This window comes from Flavobacterium bizetiae (genome assembly GCF_902804475.1).
Classification (GTDB): Bacteria; Bacteroidota; Bacteroidia; order Flavobacteriales; family Flavobacteriaceae; genus Flavobacterium; species Flavobacterium bizetiae.
Genome location: NZ_CADCSU010000006.1, coordinates 2,881 through 5,279, shown reverse-complemented (window position 1 = coordinate 5,279; position 2,399 = coordinate 2,881). Strand labels below are relative to the sequence as shown.

The 2,399-nt window shown below is 45.8% G+C and carries 2 tRNA genes and 2 rRNA genes (1 of these 4 running past the window's edge); all 4 read left to right on the top strand.

The annotated features are described in order from the left end of the window. Positions 1–1,430 (top strand): 16S ribosomal RNA (locus tag FLACOL7796_RS00050); the annotation flags it as partial. Positions 1,431–1,554: 124 nt separating this feature from the next. Next, positions 1,555–1,628, top strand: a tRNA-Ile gene (locus FLACOL7796_RS00045). A 177-nt stretch (positions 1,629–1,805) separates the two neighbouring features. Beyond that, positions 1,806–1,879 (top strand) — tRNA-Ala (locus tag FLACOL7796_RS00040). A gap of 147 nt (positions 1,880–2,026) precedes the next feature. Then, positions 2,027–2,399 (top strand): 23S ribosomal RNA (locus tag FLACOL7796_RS00035) (it continues 2,610 nt past the right edge of the window).

Sequence of the window (2,399 nt, the reverse complement as noted above, 5' to 3'; positions counted from 1 at the left end):
CTAGAGACCGGCGCACGGGTGCGTAACGCGTATGCAATCTACCTTTTACAGAGGGATAGCCCAGAGAAATTTGGATTAATACCTCATAGTATAGCAGTTTCGCATGAAACCACTATTAAAGTCACAACGGTAAAAGATGAGCATGCGTCCCATTAGCTAGTTGGTAAGGTAACGGCTTACCAAGGCTACGATGGGTAGGGGTCCTGAGAGGGAGATCCCCCACACTGGTACTGAGACACGGACCAGACTCCTACGGGAGGCAGCAGTGAGGAATATTGGACAATGGGCGCAAGCCTGATCCAGCCATGCCGCGTGCAGGATGACGGTCCTATGGATTGTAAACTGCTTTTATACGAGAAGAAACACTGCTTCGTGAAGCAGCTTGACGGTATCGTAAGAATAAGGATCGGCTAACTCCGTGCCAGCAGCCGCGGTAATACGGAGGATCCAAGCGTTATCCGGAATCATTGGGTTTAAAGGGTCCGTAGGCGGTTTAATAAGTCAGTGGTGAAAGCCCATCGCTCAACGGTGGAACGGCCATTGATACTGTTAGACTTGAATTATTAGGAAGTAACTAGAATATGTAGTGTAGCGGTGAAATGCTTAGAGATTACATGGAATACCAATTGCGAAGGCAGGTTACTACTAATGGATTGACGCTGATGGACGAAAGCGTGGGTAGCGAACAGGATTAGATACCCTGGTAGTCCACGCCGTAAACGATGGATACTAGCTGTTGGAAGCAATTTCAGTGGCTAAGCGAAAGTGATAAGTATCCCACCTGGGGAGTACGTTCGCAAGAATGAAACTCAAAGGAATTGACGGGGGCCCGCACAAGCGGTGGAGCATGTGGTTTAATTCGATGATACGCGAGGAACCTTACCAAGGCTTAAATGTAGATTGACCGGTTTGGAAACAGATCTTTCGCAAGACAATTTACAAGGTGCTGCATGGTTGTCGTCAGCTCGTGCCGTGAGGTGTCAGGTTAAGTCCTATAACGAGCGCAACCCCTGTTGTTAGTTGCCAGCGAGTCATGTCGGGAACTCTAACAAGACTGCCAGTGCAAACTGTGAGGAAGGTGGGGATGACGTCAAATCATCACGGCCCTTACGCCTTGGGCTACACACGTGCTACAATGGCCGGTACAGAGAGCAGCCACTGGGCGACCAGGAGCGAATCTATAAAACCGGTCACAGTTCGGATCGGAGTCTGCAACTCGACTCCGTGAAGCTGGAATCGCTAGTAATCGGATATCAGCCATGATCCGGTGAATACGTTCCCGGGCCTTGTACACACCGCCCGTCAAGCCATGGAAGCTGGGGGTGCCTGAAGTCGGTGACCGCAAGGAGCTGCCTAGGGTAAAACTGGTAACTAGGGCTAAGTCGTAACAAGGTAGCCGTACCGGAAGGTGCGGCTGGAACACCTCCTTTCTAGAGCCTCAAGTGTTAGCAGTAATGCACGCTGAGGAAAAAAGATGTTCATTTAGAAAGTTCTGAATCGATAGATTCAATTACTCTTGCTGTTAATTCAAATAATAAATTTTAAGTAAAACAGAGTCTCGTAGCTCAGCTGGTTAGAGTACTACACTGATAATGTAGGGGTCGGCAGTTCGAGTCTGCCCGGGACTACTTTTTTAGAGTTTTGAATTATAAATTATGAATTATAAGTTATAATAAAAAACAAACAAACTAAAGAAGACTGAAAAACTTAGAAAAAGGAAATTCTGGAAGTTGGAATTCACCAAAAGAAATTAGAGAAGAATTAGAAATCTAAAATCTGAATTCTACAATCTAAGATTTAAAAATGGGGGATTAGCTCAGCTGGCTAGAGCGCCTGCCTTGCACGCAGGAGGTCAACGGTTCGACTCCGTTATTCTCCACTGATTGTCTATAAAGATAGATAATAAAAGTTCATTGACATATTGAGATAAGAAAATAATAAAAAGTAGAAAGCGTTTTTTGTTATAGTAGAGATACGAATAATAAAAAACAAAAAAAAACGGTCATAATTGATTTTATGATTGGTACAATAAGCAAAATAAGGGCGTATGGGGGATGCCTTGGCTCTCAGAGGCGATGAAAGGCGTGATAAGCTGCGAAAAGCTACGGGGACGGGCACACACCGATTGATCCGTAGATACCTGAATGGGGCAACCCACTATGTTGAAGACATAGTACACCGATAGGTGGGCAAACCCGCTGAACTGAAACATCTAAGTAGGCGGAGGAGAAGAAAACAAAAGTGATTCCGTAAGTAGTGGCGAGCGAACGCGGATTAGCCCAAACCAATGTTGTTACGGCAATGTTGGGGTTGTAGGACCACGATATTTTATGTACAAGGAACCGGAAGTTACTGGAAAGTGACGCCATAGAGGGTGATAGCCCCGTATGGGTAACAAG